Source organism: Gudongella oleilytica, from assembly GCF_004101785.1.
GTDB lineage: Bacteria > Bacillota > Clostridia > Tissierellales > Tissierellaceae > Gudongella > Gudongella oleilytica.
In genome coordinates this window covers 225,526-242,165 of sequence record NZ_CP035130.1, presented here as the reverse complement: position 1 = coordinate 242,165, position 16,640 = coordinate 225,526, and the positions used below count along the sequence as shown (strand labels likewise).

General features: G+C 43.9%; 21 protein-coding genes and 1 tRNA gene. 9 read left to right on the top strand and 13 right to left on the bottom strand.

The window, feature by feature from the left end:
- Nucleotides 1–3 precede the first annotated feature (3 nt).
- From EC328_RS01145 to EC328_RS01115, 7 genes are all read right to left on the bottom strand, one after another.
- On the bottom strand, nucleotides 4–1,215 hold the full coding sequence (locus tag EC328_RS01145) for a homoserine dehydrogenase (RefSeq protein ID WP_128425097.1): 1,212 nt from the start codon (nucleotides 1,213–1,215) through the stop codon (nucleotides 4–6).
- Nucleotides 1,216–1,217: 2 nt separating this feature from the next.
- Nucleotides 1,218–2,201, bottom strand: coding sequence for an aspartate-semialdehyde dehydrogenase (locus EC328_RS01140; protein WP_128425096.1), 984 nt, complete (start codon nucleotides 2,199–2,201; stop codon nucleotides 1,218–1,220).
- A 21-nt stretch (nucleotides 2,202–2,222) separates the two neighbouring features.
- A complete protein-coding gene (locus EC328_RS01135) occupies nucleotides 2,223–3,530 on the bottom strand; it encodes an aspartate kinase (RefSeq protein ID WP_128425095.1) in 1,308 nt (435 codons plus the stop codon).
- 91 nt (nucleotides 3,531–3,621) lie between these two features.
- Nucleotides 3,622–4,863: a group II intron reverse transcriptase/maturase gene (gene ltrA, locus EC328_RS01130; protein WP_240671456.1), complete on the bottom strand. Its 1,242-nt coding sequence runs from the start codon at nucleotides 4,861–4,863 to the stop codon at nucleotides 3,622–3,624.
- Between the two features lie 112 nt (nucleotides 4,864–4,975).
- Complete coding sequence (locus EC328_RS01125) at nucleotides 4,976–5,155, bottom strand: hypothetical protein (protein WP_128425093.1); 180 nt, start codon at nucleotides 5,153–5,155, stop codon at nucleotides 4,976–4,978.
- A 478-nt stretch (nucleotides 5,156–5,633) separates the two neighbouring features.
- Nucleotides 5,634–6,143, bottom strand: a complete 510-nt coding sequence (locus tag EC328_RS01120; protein WP_128425092.1) for a type 1 glutamine amidotransferase domain-containing protein — start codon at nucleotides 6,141–6,143, stop codon at nucleotides 5,634–5,636.
- A 60-nt stretch (nucleotides 6,144–6,203) separates the two neighbouring features.
- A complete protein-coding gene (locus EC328_RS01115) occupies nucleotides 6,204–6,575 on the bottom strand; it encodes a CPBP family intramembrane glutamic endopeptidase (protein ID WP_206363885.1) in 372 nt (123 codons plus the stop codon).
- A 193-nt stretch (nucleotides 6,576–6,768) separates the two neighbouring features.
- Between EC328_RS01115 and EC328_RS01110 the strand changes: the two genes are divergently transcribed.
- The 4 genes from EC328_RS01110 (at nucleotide 6,769) to EC328_RS01095 (ending at nucleotide 9,030) form a co-directional block, all read left to right on the top strand.
- Nucleotides 6,769–6,856 (top strand) — tRNA-Leu (locus tag EC328_RS01110).
- 110 nt (nucleotides 6,857–6,966) lie between these two features.
- Complete coding sequence (locus EC328_RS01105; RefSeq protein WP_128425090.1) at nucleotides 6,967–7,797, top strand: histidine racemase CntK family protein; 831 nt, start codon at nucleotides 6,967–6,969, stop codon at nucleotides 7,795–7,797.
- Between the two features lie 13 nt (nucleotides 7,798–7,810).
- Entirely contained in the window at nucleotides 7,811–8,605 is a 795-nt protein-coding gene (locus EC328_RS01100; protein ID WP_128425089.1) for a threonine/serine exporter family protein, read from the top strand.
- Nucleotides 8,596–9,030 carry a threonine/serine exporter family protein gene (locus tag EC328_RS01095; RefSeq protein ID WP_128425088.1) on the top strand — a complete coding sequence of 145 codons (435 nt, stop codon included), beginning with the start codon at nucleotides 8,596–8,598 and terminating at the stop codon, nucleotides 9,028–9,030. The genes EC328_RS01100 and EC328_RS01095 overlap by 10 nt, the downstream gene beginning before the upstream one ends.
- Here EC328_RS01095 and EC328_RS01090 read toward each other — a convergent pair.
- The 6 genes from EC328_RS01090 to EC328_RS01065 all read right to left on the bottom strand — a co-directional run bounded on the left by EC328_RS01090 (nucleotide 9,016) and on the right by EC328_RS01065 (nucleotide 13,496).
- The gene (locus EC328_RS01090; protein ID WP_128425087.1) at nucleotides 9,016–9,747 is read right to left on the bottom strand and encodes an ABC transporter permease; all 732 of its coding nucleotides are present in this window, start codon (nucleotides 9,745–9,747) and stop codon (nucleotides 9,016–9,018) included. The two genes, EC328_RS01095 and EC328_RS01090, sit on opposite strands and share 15 nt — an antisense overlap.
- On the bottom strand, nucleotides 9,744–10,664 hold the full coding sequence (locus EC328_RS01085) for an ABC transporter ATP-binding protein (RefSeq protein WP_128425086.1): 921 nt from the start codon (nucleotides 10,662–10,664) through the stop codon (nucleotides 9,744–9,746). Before EC328_RS01085 ends, EC328_RS01090 begins: the two co-directional genes overlap by 4 nt.
- Nucleotides 10,657–11,790, bottom strand: coding sequence for an ABC transporter permease (locus EC328_RS01080; protein ID WP_164905985.1), 1,134 nt, complete (start codon nucleotides 11,788–11,790; stop codon nucleotides 10,657–10,659). The genes EC328_RS01085 and EC328_RS01080 overlap by 8 nt, the downstream gene beginning before the upstream one ends.
- Before the next feature lie 19 nt (nucleotides 11,791–11,809).
- Nucleotides 11,810–12,754, bottom strand: a complete 945-nt coding sequence (locus EC328_RS01075; RefSeq protein ID WP_164905984.1) for a glycine betaine ABC transporter substrate-binding protein — start codon at nucleotides 12,752–12,754, stop codon at nucleotides 11,810–11,812.
- 72 nt (nucleotides 12,755–12,826) lie between these two features.
- Nucleotides 12,827–13,063 (bottom strand): hypothetical protein, encoded by a 237-nt coding sequence (locus tag EC328_RS01070; protein ID WP_128425083.1) that lies wholly within the window; start codon nucleotides 13,061–13,063, stop codon nucleotides 12,827–12,829.
- 160 nt (nucleotides 13,064–13,223) lie between these two features.
- Nucleotides 13,224–13,496 carry a hypothetical protein gene (locus tag EC328_RS01065; protein ID WP_128425082.1) on the bottom strand — a complete coding sequence of 91 codons (273 nt, stop codon included), beginning with the start codon at nucleotides 13,494–13,496 and terminating at the stop codon, nucleotides 13,224–13,226.
- Between the two features lie 98 nt (nucleotides 13,497–13,594).
- Between EC328_RS01065 and EC328_RS01060 the strand changes: the two genes are divergently transcribed.
- The 5 genes from EC328_RS01060 to EC328_RS01040 all read left to right on the top strand — a co-directional run bounded on the left by EC328_RS01060 (nucleotide 13,595) and on the right by EC328_RS01040 (nucleotide 16,551).
- On the top strand, nucleotides 13,595–14,278 hold the full coding sequence (locus EC328_RS01060) for an RluA family pseudouridine synthase (RefSeq protein WP_128425081.1): 684 nt from the start codon (nucleotides 13,595–13,597) through the stop codon (nucleotides 14,276–14,278).
- Nucleotides 14,269–14,844 (top strand): GNAT family N-acetyltransferase, encoded by a 576-nt coding sequence (locus EC328_RS01055; protein WP_206363884.1) that lies wholly within the window; start codon nucleotides 14,269–14,271, stop codon nucleotides 14,842–14,844. Before EC328_RS01060 ends, EC328_RS01055 begins: the two co-directional genes overlap by 10 nt.
- Nucleotides 14,845–15,399 carry a GNAT family N-acetyltransferase gene (locus EC328_RS01050; RefSeq protein ID WP_128425079.1) on the top strand — a complete coding sequence of 185 codons (555 nt, stop codon included), beginning with the start codon at nucleotides 14,845–14,847 and terminating at the stop codon, nucleotides 15,397–15,399.
- Between the two features lie 109 nt (nucleotides 15,400–15,508).
- The gene (locus EC328_RS01045) at nucleotides 15,509–16,066 is read left to right on the top strand and encodes a CD3073 family putative ECF transporter S component (protein ID WP_128425078.1); all 558 of its coding nucleotides are present in this window, start codon (nucleotides 15,509–15,511) and stop codon (nucleotides 16,064–16,066) included.
- Nucleotides 16,066–16,551 carry a CD3072 family TudS-related putative desulfidase gene (locus EC328_RS01040; RefSeq protein WP_128425077.1) on the top strand — a complete coding sequence of 162 codons (486 nt, stop codon included), beginning with the start codon at nucleotides 16,066–16,068 and terminating at the stop codon, nucleotides 16,549–16,551. The genes EC328_RS01045 and EC328_RS01040 overlap by 1 nt, the downstream gene beginning before the upstream one ends.
- The last annotated feature ends 89 nt before the right edge of the window (nucleotides 16,552–16,640 follow it).

Below are 16,640 nucleotides of genomic sequence, written 5' to 3'. Positions count from 1 at the left end.
TTATCAGCTCAACCCCTCAACTCTTACTATGGAATAATCAGCTGTATTAAGGCCTGCCGTAAGTTCGAGAAGACTGTCAAGCCTTATTTCGCCTGTTATGGCAGCGACAGGATCGTTTTTGCTGATTACTTCTTTTAACGGCAATTCCTCAAGAACTTCCGACTCGAATCCTCCCTCAAATCTTACATAATAGGATCCCTTCAGGGACTCGTTCCTGTTTTGAAGAGCTCTTGCCCTGAGAGGTGAGGACTTGCTCTGAGTATTCAAAATGCAATCAATGACATCACTTAGAACTGCATTGGCTGTAGGGAGCATCCCTGCGCCTGCGCCTGTAAATGTAAGCGCACCTGCATTATCCCCTGAGAAGCAAACGGAATTCATCGCTCCGCCAACTCCTGCAAAGCTGCTTCCCAAAGGTACTGCCGTTGGCTGGACTATTGCTGAAAATCCTCCATCAGCCTCCCTGGCTTCTCCTATAAGCTTTACAACATATCCCCTTTCCTTCAGCTTCTCAATGTCATATGCCGAGAGCCTGTCTATGCCGTCGCAGATTATGTCATCCTCGGAAATGGATGCGCCGAGCGCAAGTGTTCCTATGATCCTTAGCTTTCTCATGGTGTCTGTTCCCTCCACATCAGCCGATGGATCCGCTTCAGCGTATCCAAGAGCTTGTGCCTCCCTTAAAACATCCGAATAATCCAGACCCTCGTTGGTCATCTTGGAGAGTATGAAGTTACATGTACCATTCAATATTCCTCTTATGCTTTCAACCTTGTTTAGCCTTATGGCGTCCTTCAAGGGCTTGATGAAGGGTATCCCTCCTCCTGCACTTGCCTCATACAGGAAATGGAGTCCCTTTTCCTCAGCCATGTAGGACAATTCCTCAAAGTATGCTGATACTACCGCCTTATTGGCAGTTACTACGTGCTTGCCATTCTGGAGGGCCTTCTTAATAAAAATATAACTGTCGTCCAGATCTCCTGTAACCTCGATTATTATATCTATCTCCTCATCAAGCAGCACCTGGTACGGGTCCGTCGTCAGGACTCCTTCAGGGATGGATACCTTTCTTTCCTTATCCAGATTTTTGACCAGGATCTTTTTTAACTGTAAAGGCTCTCCAATAAGAAGCTCAAGCTCTTCGCCCCTTCTGTTAAGGATGTCTGCAACTCCCTGACCCACTGTTCCAAATCCAAGCATTCCAAGCTTTGCCATCCCTAAATCCCCCTTTTCACTAAGAGCTCACCTATCTGAACTGCATTGGTAGCTGCTCCTTTTCTTATATTATCAGCAACTACCCATATATTTAGTCCATGCTCAAGGCTGAAATCCCTTCTAATTCTTCCCACGAAAACCTCATCCCTTCCCTCAGCATCGATCGGCATTGGATAGAGCTTGTGGTCAGGGTCGTCTTTTACTATTATCCCTGGGAACTCACTTAAAATCCTTTTGACATCCTCAACCTGGAAGTCTTTCTCAAGCTCCAAATTTACGGAGACGCTGTGAGCGAACCTTACGGGAACTCTTACAGTTGTTGCCGTTACCTTGAGCTCAGGCGCATGAAGGATCTTTCTCGTTTCCTCGATCATCTTCATTTCCTCCTTGGTGTATCCATTCTCAAGAAATACGTCTATGTGAGGAAGGACATTGTTCTGTATAGGGAATGGGTAGAACTCCGAAAGTCCCTCGTCAAGGTCTCTTAAGCCCTTGGTCCCTGAGCCGGACACTGACTGGTAGGACGAATAGACTACCCTCTTGATCCCGTAGTTGTCCATTATTGCCTTTAAGGGCAGCATACACTGTATTGTGGAACAATTAGGGTTTGCTATAACTCCTTTATTCGAAAATGCATCTTCTCCATTTACCTCAGGCACCACCAAGGGGACCTGCTCATTCATTCGAAAGACGCTGCTGTTATCAACTACGACAACACCCTTTGAGGCAGCTATCGGTGCATACTTCTCGCTGATAGAGCCGCCTGCAGAAAAGAAGGCTATATCTATCTCCTCATCGAAGGAGTTCTCATCGAGCTCCTTTACCACTATCTCTCTGTCCTCATACTTTAAAACCTCTCCTGCAGATTTCTTGGATGCCAGACATACAAGGGTCCCGACAGGAAACCTCCTCTCCTCCATGACCTTAAGTATTGTCCTGCCTACAAGTCCTGTAGCTCCTACCACTGCAACGTTATACTTTTTCATAGCTCCTGCCTCCCTTTCTCTTTATTCAAAGGCCTTGTAAATGGCCTCTATCGCCTTCTCAAAATCGTTGTTTTCAACTCCGATGATTATATTGAGCTCGCTTGAGCCCTGCGAGATCATCCTTATGTTCACTCCGCCGTCTGATAGTGCGGTGAATACCTTGGCTGATATTCCCTTCGTATTGATCATTCCCCTTCCAACTACCGCTATGAGAGCCATGCTGGGGTATGAAACTATATTGTCAGGGTTACAATATATTTGGATCTCATCCTTTACCTTCTTCAGCTTGCCGTTTAGGCCGATATCCGAGACTATAACGGATATTGAGTCTATGCTTGAAGGCATATGCTCTATGGTTATGTCATTTGTCTCAAACACTGAGACCAGCTTTCTGAAAAACCCCTGTTCAGCGGTCATAAGTGTCTTTTCAACAGATATTACCGTGAAATCCTTCTTACCGGCGATGCCTGTTATGCTCCCCTCGTTTCTTTCAGCCCACTGATCGTTTACGATCAGAGTCCCTTCGTCCTCAGGTCTGTTTGTATTTCTTATATTAATTGGGATCCCAAGCCTTCTTACGGGGAATATAGCTTCTTCATGTAGCACCGGTGCACCCATATATGAAAGCTCTCTAAGCTCCTTGTAGGTTACGAGCTTGATAGGCTTTGGGTCTTTTACGACCCTTGGATCTGCCATTAGAAAGCCGGATACATCTGTCCAGTTTTCATAAAGCTCGGCATCGACGCCATCAGCTATTATGGCGCCTGTGACGTCCGAGCCTCCTCTTGAAAAGGTCCTGATGGATCCGTCTTCGTTAGACCCATAGAACCCAGGGACCACCACTTTTTCAATACCTCCAAGCTTCTCTGCGATCAACGATCTGGTCTTATTCTCATCCAGCTGCCCCATGGTATCGAATCTTATAAGCTCAGCAGCATCGATGAATGGAATACCCAGGTAGTCTGCAAGTATCAGACCGTTTATGTATTCACCCCTGCTGGCGCAATAGTCTCTTGAGGCTCCGTCCCTTATCATGGTCTTTATGTCTGACAAAATCTCCCCTATGGGGATCCCTGTTTCAAGCTCAGAGCAGATCCCTGTGAATCTATCCTGAATTATGGTGTACACCTCGTCAAAATTCAGGCCATGGGATGCAAGCTGATGGCACATATACAGTAGGTCCGTTACCTTATGATCCTTACCGTGTCTCTTCCCTGGAGCAGAAGGAACCACCACACCAATGCTCTTGTCAGACTCCACTATGCTTTTAACTTTTTTGAATTGGGCACCGTCTGCAAGAGAGCTGCCGCCAAACTTTGCTACCTTCATGCTATAGCCTCCTAGTAAAAATGTATAATCGAGTAGGGGAAAATTAATTCCCCTCTCACACCACCGTACGTGCCGTTCGGCATACGGCGGTTCAATTCAAATAATAATCCAAACAACTAATGAGACCTCGCTTTGCGAGGATTTCTTTTGATATTTTACGTAAACCTGTGGTTTTAGCCACTGCCTGGTAATGGTTGTTAAACCCTACCGACTGTCTTACCATCCATTCCGGAGCACCGAGTTTTCTTAAGCCCCACATTCTCTTCTGACTGGTTTTCCACTGCTTCCATATCACGATACGGATTCTTGTACGCAAGTGTCCATCTATTCGTATCATATTAGTCTTCATTTTACCTATTCGAAAGTAGTTTATCCAGCCTCTGATTACCCAATTGAGTCTCTTTATTCTATCGTCCATGCTGATTGACCATGAGCGTTTTGTGAGCTGCTTGAGTTTTCTCTTGAATTTAACTATGGAGTCCCGATGAGGCCTTGCCTCCCATTTACCATCCATCTTCACAAAACCAAATCCTAAATATTTTAGCTTTGTTGGTTCTGTGGTTCTTGTCTTTTCTGCGTTGACTTTTAATCCGAGTTTTCTCTCTATCCATTTTGTTATGGTGTTCATAACTCTGTTGGAAGCTGCACTACTTCCTACTGCTATTACACAGTCATCTGCATATCTAACAAAATTAAGTCCTCTTGCTTCAAGCTCTTTGTCAAGCTCATTGAGCATGATGTTACTGAGTATTGGGGAGAGGTTTCCTCCCTGCGGGGTCCCCTCGTTGGTTTCTTCATATTTTCCTTTGTCCATCACTCCTGCCTTTAGATATTTAGCTATGAGTGATTCTGTGTCAGGGTCTTGTATGATTTTGCCTACAAGGGTCATCAGCTTGTCTTGTGGTACATTATCAAAGAACTTCTCAAGGTCAATATCCACTATGTAGATATATCCGTCATTCAGATATTCCAATAGTTTGATGACTGCCTGTTGTGCTCGTCTACCCGGCCTGAAACCATAGCTGTATTCGCTGAAATGTGGCTCCACTATGGGTGTGATTACCTGCACTATTGCCTGTTCTATGATTCTGTCCATCACTGTGGGTATACCAAGTTTTCTTACTCCACCATTTGGCTTTGGTATTTCAACTCTTAGCACCGGCTGAGGTTTGTACTTTCTGTTACGAATACGTTCCTTGATGTCTTCCCAGTTTCCTTTCAGATATTCATCAATTTCGTCTACACTTATGTTGTCTATGCCTCCTGCTCCTTTGTTGGCTTTTACCTTCTTGTATGCAAGCAGCATATTCTCTCTTGATAATATCTGTTCCATTAGTTGTGACATGATTTGTCTCCTTTTCCTGTTTTGCTTTCATGCATATCAACCTTACCTCCTGTGAACCCTTCGCTCCGTTACGTCTTCGCTACTGAGATTCTCGTCAGGCCTATGCATTTACATCCGTAAGTCCATTTGACTTTGAATTGTTCAGTCCTTCCTTGTTTCCAAGTACTATGACCTCTGCTGACTTCTCATGGTTCGTTATTACTACGGTTTTAGCCGCCCATGAGACCTCACGGGATAAGTCCTCTGTCTTTCCTCGTCTACCTGCCTGATCTACCTGCATGGGTTACGATTGCCTTTTGGACTTCACTGCTTTTGGCCAGCTTATCCTCCATGCAAGCCTTGGTATCAGGTTTCTGTCCGTCAGGCTACGATTTCGCTATTGCTTCCTCTCGCCCACACCTCACGATGTGAACCTTGCAAGTCGCTATAGGGTTCGTCGGCAACTACGCCCCTTGTGGACTTTCACCACAGACAGAAGGCATGCCCGTCGTACCAAAAAACACTCGTCCAAAAAAGGACGAGTGCAATTACCCGCTTCCACCTAAATGCATGACAGAACAAACAGCTTTAACGTAGCTACCGCTTACCCCTACTATTTTTCAGGGCAGTGCTCGGAGGTGGTTTTCGATTCTGTGTATCGCAGGAGGCCTTTCAGCCGGTGAACCTCCCTCTCTTTCGACCTTGCAGGATCTACTCGTCCTCGTCTTCGCTTTTTATCATTCTATAGCGATAAAGTCTCTCTGTCAAGTGGATTTATGTTATTTTTTCTGAAGCTCACCCACAAAGGCCTTTACAAAAGCAGGAAGGTCCAAGGGACTTCTTGAGGTTATAAGGTTACCGCTTACTACTACCTCCTCATTGACCCACTCAGCTCCGGCATGTATAAGATCATCCTTAATGGTAGGGACCGAGGTAAGTCTTTTATCCTTGACATCGCAGCAGGATGCCATCATCCACGGTCCGTGGCATATTGCTGCTATAGGTTTACCGGCTTTGTCAAAGTCAGATACCAGCTTTCTTGTTGCTTCAGATTTTCTCATGTAGTCAGGTGAAAAGCCACCTGGAATTATTATCCCCTCGTAATCCTCAGCCTTTATATCAACTGAGCTATGGGTGCTTTTCATTTTGAATCCTGATTTGCCGGAGTATTCGGCATGCTTTTCCGGTCCTACAAGATGGACCTCGTAGTCTTCACTCAACCTGTGATATGGGTATACAAGCTCCTGCTCATCAAATAGATTCTCGATAAGAACAATTACTTTCTTCATATAAAAACCTCCTTCGTTATCGTGTTTCTATATGGATACCCGTAAGAGGTTTATAGTACTCTATAATATTCCAAACATCATCAGACCTATGGTATTTATAGCCAGATTCGCCATCATGTGCACCAGCCAGGAGGATAAGATATTCCCATTTTTCTCGTTAAGCTTGTCGAAGATCAGGCCTCCAACAAAAAGTCCAATCATTGATAGAACAAATATCAGAGGACTGAACCAGCCCTTAATGATCGCAAGATGGTATACTGCGAATATCCCTGCACTTATGAAGTATGCATTAAACCTTTTGGTTTTACCAAGAAGCCCAAGATAAATAAATCCTCTGAAGAAAAATTCCTCAAGCAATGAGTTCACAAAGGAGATGTATATTGCAACAAGTATAAAATTATCCTTAACAACCCCAAGCTGCTCCCCCAGCAAAGCCCTTATCCTGTCAAGGTCCAGGTAGGGTGAGAAAAATAAATAAGCTCCAATTAAGGTTGCATTTCACTTAAAATCATATACTATTAGTTGATTTTTATACAACCACAGGTTTAGTCGTTGAATTTTAGCGCTTCTTTAAAATTCCTGTTGTAAATTTTTATTGCATTATGTATAATTAATAATGTTCCATGCGGCAGTGGCGGAATTGGCAGACGCGCTAGATTCAGGTTCTAGTCCTGATTGCCAGGGTGGGGGTTCGAGTCCCTTTTGCCGCACCAATCAAAAGACAAGGTCCAGTACCTTGTCTTTTTAATGCCCCGGACTTCAAGTTCATGATGATATTCCTTTACTTCTTTGCTATACTAAAGACAGGAAAGGAAGTGATATCATGAAGCTTAACTTTATTAAGACAAGCCCGGCAGGCAATACAACTGTATTTATTCTGGACCAGCTTCCAAGAGATATGCACAGTCAAGTGGCGAGAGCACTAATGGATCCAGGTAGTCTTTACGCCGAACAGGTCGGCTTCATCGAAAAACCCAAGGAAGATCCGGATGGCATTCGTCTTCAGATGATGGGTGGTGAATTCTGCGGCAACGCCAGCAGATCCTTCGCAGCTTATATGGTATACTCTGGTTATCCTCAAATCGGTTTTGAAAATGACAGCTACATAGTTCCCATACAGGTATCAGGTCTGGAAAGGGACCTTGTTTGCAGGGTATACCCAACTGAAATACCCTCAAGCTTCAGGGCTTCTGTTGAAATGCCTCTGCCTTTAAGTATGCATGCCGAGGAATTTATCATAAGCGGCGAGAAAAGAGCAGCGATTCGGGTAGATTTTCCAGGGATAACACACTTTGTTGTGGATGAGGACAACCTTAGAAGCAGGACTGAGTTTTTCCATCTCGTCAGGGATAAAATGTCTACCGAAAGCTTTGAGGCATTCGGAATAATGTACCATAACTTCGAGGAATCCACCTCATCGCCATTGGTATATGTAAAGGACACAGACTCCCTGGTCTGGGAGAGAAGCTGTGCATCAGGCACTGCAGCTCTTGGAGCTGCCATGGCATATCTTAGCGGCTCTGATATACAAATGGAGATAAAACAGCCAGGCGGCAGTTTGCTTATAAAAGTAGATTGGAACGGTGAAGAGACTACATCGATAATCCTTGACGGTATGGTAGAAATAGTAGCTGAAGGAACAGTAAATTTATAGCAGGAGATAAAGTATGGCAGAAATCAGTATTAAAAAAGCAATATCAATAGCACTGGAAACAGGAAGAATAATGCTGGCGAACGGAGCAGAGGTTTACAGAGTCGAGGAGACCATAGAGAGAATGATAGCTTCAAAGCACTCAGCTCCCGTGAATGTATTTGTAGTTTCCACCGGAATAATAGTAAGCACCGAAATAGACGGAGACCCCTACACGGTTGTAGACAGAACGCCATCAACATCCTTAGATCTTGAGGTGATATCGCGGGCTAATGCTTTCTCTCGTCTTTTTACCGACGACGATATGACCGAGGAGCATGCAGAAATAATCCTCCAGGGACTGAGAAACCACCCCAGGTTCCCAAATTCGGTAAGATACCTGTTCAGCGGGGCTGCCGGAGGCTTCTTCGTGCTTCTTCTTGGTGGGACCTTCATTGAATTTTTATCTGCATATATTGCATCTGCTTTGGTTGTAATGTTCACTGACACACTTACAAAGGAAAATATGAACTTCTTTATTAAGAACATCTCGGGAGGGTTGCTGGCAGCAGGACTGGCTCTTGTCACCGTTTTGTTTCTTAGGCTCTTTGGGATATTTGCTTCATATAACCATATAGTAGTCGGTCCATTGATGACTTTGGTCCCCGGGGTTGCATTGACCAATGGGATCAGGGATCTTATATCAGGAGAGCTTATAGCGGGAAGTGTTAAAATAATGGAGGCTCTATTTATTGCGATCGCACTTGCCTTTGGGGTCGGTGTGGTGCTTCAGTTGAGTCTAGCCATTATAGGTGATCTATCATGGATATAATAATTCAATCGTTTTATTCATTTTTATGTGTAATGGGCTTTAGCGTCATGTTCAACATACCGAGAAAGCAAATACTTATAGCCAGCCTGAACGGTGCGATCGGATGGTCCATTTACCTCTTGCTGCAAAGCGGTTCAGCAAGCTTTATAGTCCCTCCCCTTGCAGGATCGATAGTAGTCGGGGTTATAGGGGAGATCGCTGCAATAAAGAACAAACAGCCTGCAACGATCTTTATTATCCCAGGGATAATACCTTTCGTTCCAGGCTATGGGATCTACAATACGATGTATCACATCATCAACAACGATTTCAGTCAAGCAATAGTATCCGGCTCAGAATCAATGTTTATCGCCGTTTCCATAGCATGCGGGATAATTGTTGCCACATCCATCGTCAAGCTTATTAAAGAATCACTTCCAGCTTAATTGCTCCTGAGTCCATTTAAGTATCAGCTCCACAAATATGGCCAGGAGAGTTACAGGGATCGCGCCCTGCATGATCAGTGCCGTATCAAAGGTGCGCACTCCGTTTACTATCAATACCCCCAGGCCGCCTGCACCTACGGCAGCTGCAAGGGTTGCAGCACTTACGTTTATTACCATGGCTGTCCGGATGCCTCCAAGTATCACACTTAAGGCCATGGGCAGCTTTACCTTTGTGTACAGCTGCAGCTCGCTCATCCCCATTCCCTTTCCTGCCTCTATTGCATCCTTGGATACCTCGTCTATTCCTACAACAACGTTGTAAACTATTGGCATGAGAGCATATATCACAAGTGCCAGAAGAGCTCCGTTAAATCCATATCCAAACACCGGGACCGCAAGTGCAAGAAGTGCAGGTGAAGGGAATGCTTGTCCAAGCTTTACCAATCTCATAAGAGTTTGTTTAAAATCAGAACCGTGGGTGGTTGTCGCAAAAATACCTAATGAGGTTCCAAGTACTACTGATGCAACGCCGGAGATCCCAATCATCCAGAGATGTTGGAAAAAGTAGACATATACGGGTGTCCTTAGATATGTGGTACCTTCTTTTCCTGAAATTGCAACAAGGATCCTTTGAAAATCTTCCCCAAATACAAGGATCAGCAATATCAATGATCCGATTATTGCTCCATATAAAAGGTTCCTGTTATTACCCTTCACTTTAGGTCACCCCGCATCATCCTGAGTATGCCGTCCCACGAGATACTCCCTCCACAGGTCGAAAGCCGCTCCTCACCTGTCGAAAGCATGATCCCGACTGCATCCTTGAGTGAAGCATCCGGTGATATGGTTTTTCCGAAAAACTCAACGTTCTCTACTGCGTCGCATACACTCCGCCTTGAAAGCAGTGTTAACGCTCCTTCTCCCTTGAAAAAGCTTTCCACAAATTCATTTAAAGGGTTCATTACGATCTTCTCCGGAGTATCTATCTGAACTATTTTGCCCTGATCCATAAGACATATCCTGTCTCCGAGGAGAATGGCCTCATCTACGTCATGCGTAACAAACAACACGGTCTTATGGAGCTTTTGCTGGATCCTCATGAACTCTCTTTGAAGTCTGAGTCTGTTGATGGGATCAACTGCGCCAAAGGGCTCATCCATGAGGAGTATATCGGGATCGGATGCAAGAGCCCTTGCAACACCTATCCTTTGTGCTTCTCCCCCTGACAGCTCAGAAGGCTTTTTATTCCAGTATACATTGTGATCAAGGCCAACAAGTTGTAGCATTTCTATAGCTCTGTCCTTTATTCTCTCCTCATCCCACTTCAAAAGATTAGGGACAACTGAGATATTTTTTCCCACGGTCATATGCGGGAACAAACCGGTGCTTTGGATCACATAGCCTATGCTTCTTCTAAGCTCAACCTGATCATAGGTGTCTATGTCCCGGCCTCTGATCTGGATATTGCCGCCGGTTCTTTCAACCATTCTGTTGACCAGCCTTAGTGTGGTTGACTTTCCACATCCTGAAGGACCCAGGATAATTAAAATTTCTCCTTTTTCCGCATGGAAGGATATATCGTTTACAGCTGTAAATTCATTGTAATTTTTAGTTACTCCTTCAAATCTAATCATAAACAGATCTCCTGTACATGTCCTCAAGTATCTTCAATCCACCATCTACCAAAACAGTTATCACTACTATGGGTATTACCCCAAGAAGCACCAGATCCTGCGAGGCTTCTGCCAGCCCGAGAAAAACAAAGCTTCCAAGTCCTCCACCTCCTACAAGACCTGCCAATACCGCTCCGCCTATCGTCTGGACCAAAGCTATCCTTATCCCTGTGAATACCACAGGCAAAGCCAATGGAAGCTCTACCCTTCTTAATATTTCACTCCTGGTCATACCCATTCCCTGCGCTGCATCAATAACTGCAGGCTCCAGAGCCTCAAAGCCGGCAAGAGTATTCCTTGCTATGGGAAGAAGAGCGTAAAGTGTCAATGCCACATAAGCTGGGGCCCAACCGATCCCGCTGACTCCTATGGCTCTGAACAATCCAATGCCGCCAAGAGTTGACAAAGGGACTAGCAATAGTCCAAAAAGGGATAAGCTTGGTATTGTCTCTATTATGCTCAAGGGCATCATGATCCTTCCCTCAAGACTGCTTCTCCTGTATGCCAGATATCCAAGTGGGATAGCCATTAAAGCAGCTGAAACTGTCGATCCTATGGACAAAACAGCATGTGTTCCAAGGTGTGTAAAAAACTGAGATCTTTTAACCAGGTACTCCTTCATCAGTGAATAGCTTTCCAAATACCCGGTCATAGCCATTAGAAACAGACCTGCTGCAAGCACAAACAGAAAGGCAGGAAGTATCCACCGCAGATTTCTCTTAGGCAGTTCTATTCCTGATACCAGGAGGTAGAATAGAAGCAGCTGTGTATAGAACCCTATAGATAATGATATCCTTGGGCTTGCTCCGCTGAGATATCCCTTACCTGGAAAATAAAACACACCTAAAAGAAGAGAGATGGGAACAAGGATCCCTGTTATCAGGGTAAATGTTTCCTTCTGCTTCCATTTGTAAAAAGAAAGGGTCATAACCATGACCCACGCAGTAAGCAGTAAATAGACCCACGGACCCAGGAAATCAAAGGAATCTTGATCGATCCCTGAGGCTATCCTGTTTGGCTTTGTCTCTGCCATATTTAAAAATAATGCTGATAATATTCCTGATAAAGCAAGGATCTTTCTATTCATAAGGTCATCTCCCCGGATGCTATTCCAATATACCCTCATTTATAAGGTGTTCCTCTGCAACCTCCCTGGGAGAAAGCCCGTCAACTATTACCTTCTTGTTCAACAGCTGCAGGGTCTCAAGATCCAGAGTCTCAAATACATCCTCGATAATAGGCCCTATCTCGGGGTATTTATCCAGCACGTCAGACCTGATTATTGCGGAGGGCTCATAAACCGGAGGGATTGAAAGCGGATCCTCGATCACGACCAGTTCAAGCTCTGCGAGAGAACCATCAGTTCCATATACGAGCGCTGCGTTGACGTCATCAGTGCCATTTGCAAGAGCACTGATTGTTTCAGCTGTATTGCCATGAGGAAGCATTATTACCTGCTCTGGTTTTAGTTTAAATCCATAGGCCTCCTCCATTCCCAAAAGCCCTGAATATTTCTCGGCAAAAAGTTGACTTGTGATGAACTTAATGACCCCTTCGCTGTTTACATAATCAGCAAAATCATACATATCCTCAATCCCGTTTTCTTCAGCAAAGCTTTTCGTCATTGCGATAGCCTCAGTATTATTTGCTTTTGCCGGCTTGAGCCAAATAAGTCCGTTGTTTTCCTTGTCATAGGAAGCTATGGCCTCGTAGCCTTCCTCTGCATCATTCCATACCTCTTCAGCTATTCCCTCTGAATAGAACTGTCCATTCCCGGTATAATCGATCCCTACCTGGAGCTCGCCAGCTATCAATGCATTTCTATGAACGTCAGGCGTGCCGAACTGTACCTTGTCAGTCACAGCATATCCATTTTTTTCAAGTGTAAGGAGGATCATATTGCCTAATATCCCTCCCTCGGTATCGACAAAGGAACCGACTATGATTGGATCATCCTTGTTCAGTACCTCAGTGGAAGTCTCAGGAGCACAGGATGACAGGAGCATTGCTGCACTTATTATCATTATGGTTATTATTGAAAGCTTTTTCATGGTAATACCTCCGTTCGTCATATTCAAATTCCAACACTATAATGTTACCCTGTAAAAAAGCCGACTAACATATCAACCCTTTATAATAAGACCCAGATATTTCCAGGATAGTCTCGCAGATCCCTTCCCAATCTTAAAAAGGCTCTTAAATCCATATTTCTTAAGCATCTCTGTGCTTTTTTTGCTCATAAGGTTTATATAGAGATACGTCTTCATAAGCTCCCAGCAATAGCTTCTAAGTCCCATTCGGGAAGGCTTGACGACTACCTGCCCAAAGCTCCATCTCTCGTGGTCATTTTCCGAAAACAACAGCCTGTCCTTGAACTCTTTGTGGATAGGAAGACCCGGAAAAGGATTTAGAGGGTTAATTGTTGATATTTCCGGATGGTGTCTTCTTCGATCGAAAGAAGATCCCTTCTTGTCAAGTCAGGGTCTATAAGCTTTTCCTCAACACCCTCTATTCCCCATCTCAGGCAAAAGCTGCAGGCCTTCCTGCACCCGGTTCCGTACTCCATAATAGCTGCAGGCATATATCCAGAGAGCGGTCAGGCGGAAGGAGCTTTAGGTCATATGGATCGCTTTCCATCGACTTCAGCCCTTCTCTTATCTCTCCAGCAGTTTTACCCCCCAGAAGATTCTTTATTGCATAATTAAATCCCTTGACTCCATTCCATCCAAATACCAAATCTATATATGGGGACCTGAAGTCATCCATAACGACCTCAGCATGTATAAGCTCCATCTGTCCTCCGGCGTGTTAATTCTGTATTTTATTAAACCATATGCACATTGCCTGAGTATCGGGTATAATAATCTCAGGGCAACACTTAGGAGGTCATTATGGACATATTGAAAATATTTGAAGATAAGTATATATTGGCAGCGGTAAAGCCCTCGGGGATTGCCGCCCAGGGTGATAAAACAGGGGACGAGGATCTTATGACCATACTTGGGGGGCAGCTTTTTCTCGTCCATAGACTGGACAGACCTGTAGGAGGGGTCATTCTCTATGCAAAGACTCAAACAGCAGCTTCAAGGCTTTCCAGGCAAATTGCCGAAAAAACCATCCAAAAAGAGTACCTTGCAATTGTCACAGGAACCCCAGCTGCTCCTGAAGGAGAGCTTATCGACAATCTGAAAAAGCTTAGGACAGTAAATATGAGCAAGGTGGTCCCGCCCGAAACTCCAGGATCAAAGGAGGCAAGGCTTACGTATAGACTTATGGAGACAGTCCAAACAGAAGATTTGGGATCTCTAAGCCTATTATCCATCAAGCTTCATACAGGAAGACATCACCAGATCAGGGTCCAGCTGTCAAATGCGGGAATTCCGATCTGGGGAGACACAAAATACAACAGGATATTTATGAAAAGGAAGGGCTGGAGCAAAATCGCGCTTTGGTCAAACAAGCTTAGCTTCAAGCATCCTGATGATAATCGGCTGATTGAACTAAACTCAATTCCTCCTTATGAGGAGCCATGGAGCATTTTCAATTCCCTTGGTGACAGGGAGGTGTGCCTTTGAAAAGACAGTATGAAACAAAGAGGCTTATCCTGAGGACACTTGATGAGGGGGATGCCGGCAAGGTCCTTCAATTTTACCTGAAAAACAGGGAATTCCTGAAGGAATGGGAAACAGAGAGAACTGAGGATTACTTCACTTTGGATTATCAAAGGCTTCTTATACAAAAGGAACAAATAGTAATGGAGCATGGTGGTTCCTTAAGACTTTGGATATTCAAAAAGGAAGACCCCGAGACAGCAATTGGTTCTCTTGGCTTTGACAACATAGTTATGGGTTGCTTCAGATCCTGCTTTATGGGCTACAAAATAGATAAGGATGAGATAAACAAAGGTTATATCACGGAGGCAGCAAGAAAGGGGATCGAGATAATGTTTGACCAGTTTGGTCTGCACAGGATCGAAGCAAATATAATGCCGCGAAATTTAAGGTCTCTTAGGGTGGCTGAGAAGCTGGGCTTCCATAACGAAGGACTTGCAGTCAAATATCTAAAGATCAATGGGAAATGGGAGGACCACATACATATGGTCCTATTGAATGAAAAACTTGAGAGGGAGGACAGATTGTAAATGCCAAGACTTTTTGGAGAAAGTATAGTGCTTAGGGAATACAGGTGGGAAGATCTCGACGGGATCAGAAACTGGGTAAACGATAGTGAGGTAACACAGTTTTTAAGCGGATTATTTCTATACCCTCACACGCTGCATCAGTCAGAAAACTACTTGAGAATGATGATTGAGCAAAAATCAGAGGCAAGAGGTTTTGTTATTGCAGACAAGGACACTCTGGAGTATATAGGTCAGATCGACCTGATCAAGGTAGACTGGGTAACCAGAAAGGCGACGCTTGGGATAGTGATTGGCAGGAAGGAGCTCCATGGGAAGGGTATTGGAACCGAGGCAATCAAGCTTCTTCTCGATTTTGCATTTAACCAGCTTAACCTTAACAAGGTGGATCTGACAGTAAGGGATTACAATAAAAGAGGCATCAGATGCTATGAAAAATGCGGCTTTGTTGAAGAAGGGAGACTTAGAGAGGATTACTACATCAACGGAAAATATACTGACACAGTACTTATGGGCTGCCTGAAGAGGGAGTTTTTGTTGTTAAATATTAAGAAATAACTATTTAATACTCTTATGGCCTCACAGATTCTATAAAATAATCAAATTTAACTTTAGCCTGCATACTGTAATATAATCAGTGGTGATTACAATATAGGAGGCTGGTTAAATGAATGGTAAAAAGAACACCTCAGCTATGATATTTGCAGCTCTTGGAATAGCTATCAACATTGTTTTAGGATCTGTGGCAAATTTTTTAAGCATCCCGCTTGTTTTTCTTGATACAATTGGAACAATATTTACAGCTGCAATATTTGGACCATGGTGGGGAGCATTGACGGGCGGCCTTACAAACTTGGTTCAAGGGGTAATAAGCGACCCAAGAAATATTCCATTTGCACTTGTGAACATAGCGGTCGGTTTAATTGTTGGATTCATAGCTAGAAAATACAAGTTTAACCTTAAGACAGCAGTAATAACAGGGATGATTTTAGCCGTAGTTGCACCATTGATCGGTACTCCAATAGCTACATATGTCTACGGAGGCATAACCGGTGACTTCAATGACGTAATATTTACCTGGTTGGTACAATCAGGGCAGAAAATATTCACAGCAGCCTTTATCCCAAGAATTGCCAGCAATATAGTTGATAAGATCCTAAGCTCAGTATTAGTAGCACTTCTTATTAAGAGACTTCCTTCAAATTTAATCAACGGTGCTAAGTAATGGAGAGAAGCAAGAAGGTAATATTATCAGCACACTGTGTATTGAATCAGAATACAGTCGTCGAGCCTCTTGCAAGATCAAAAGGAGCACATAAGGATATTGTTCAATTGATCATGGCTAAGGCTATTGGTATTCACCAGCTGCCTTGTCCGGAATTCAGGTATCTTGGTCTTGGAAGGCCGCCAATGACTAAGGAAGAATATGATACGCCAGAATTCAGGAAGCTTTGTAAAGAACTTGCTTCTGATTCGATTAGAATCGTACTTGAATATGAAAAGTCAGGTTATGATATAGTGGGTCTATTAGGAATAAACCAAAGTCCTACCTGCTCCATAACAGGTTTAAGAGGCATATTTATGGAAGAATTGCTTTCTCTGTTAGAGGGTGAAGGGATCATTTTGAAGACTTTTGAAGTACCTGAAGATTATTATGATGGAGATCGAGGTAGTGACTTTATAGACCATATAGCTGGACAAATCGAGTAAAGATAATCTATTTCAATCATTCAGATCTACAAATATCTTTAATAATTACTATTGTGCATATTAAATGGGCGAACCAGGGGGTTCGCCCA